The 546-nt window shown below is 36.3% G+C and carries 1 protein-coding gene; it reads right to left on the bottom strand.

Features of this window, described 5'->3' with window-relative positions:
• Positions 1-51: 51 nt before the first annotated feature.
• Positions 52-546: IS21-like element helper ATPase IstB (istB, locus tag AN964_RS25240; RefSeq protein ID WP_055742530.1), on the bottom strand; the 495-nt coding region annotated here is incomplete at its 5' end.

The following is a 546-nucleotide window of genomic DNA, read 5'->3' as shown; positions in this document are numbered from 1 at the left end:
TAAATGTCAACACAAATATGTACACTTTCGCTTGTATAAGAATGTACAAAATTACTCATTTTCTTTCGCTAAATGATCTTTTAAGCGATACGATTCTCCCACGATTGTAACGACAGTCGCGTGATGTAAAATTCGATCTAGAATCGCGTTTGCTAACTTCGGCTCTTGAAAGATTTCATCCCATGATTTAAAGTTCACATTCGTTGTCAATATGGTACTTCGTTTTTCATAACGCATGTCTATGAGCTGGAAAAAGAGCTTCGCATCTTCGGCATCAATAGGTAAATAACCTATTTCATCAATTATAAGCAGCTTGTATTTTGTATAATGCTTTAAACGGGCTTCTAATCGATTTTCTAGGCGTGCTCTCTTTAGATTTTGAATGAGGTCATGACACTTTATAAAATAAGTACTAGTTCGTTTCTTTGCTGCCGTAATTCCGATGGAAGTGGCCAAATGGGTTTTCCCGACGCCACTTGGACCTAGAAAAACGATATTCTCATTCTTTTCAATAAAGCGAAGCGTTAAAAAGTCTAAAATCTGTTG

The sequence above is a fragment of the Heyndrickxia shackletonii genome (assembly GCF_001420715.1).
Classification (GTDB): Bacteria; Bacillota; Bacilli; order Bacillales; family Bacillaceae_C; genus Margalitia; species Margalitia shackletonii.
The sequence above is the reverse complement of the archived record's forward strand: the minus strand, read 5'-3'. Positions and strand labels throughout refer to the sequence as shown.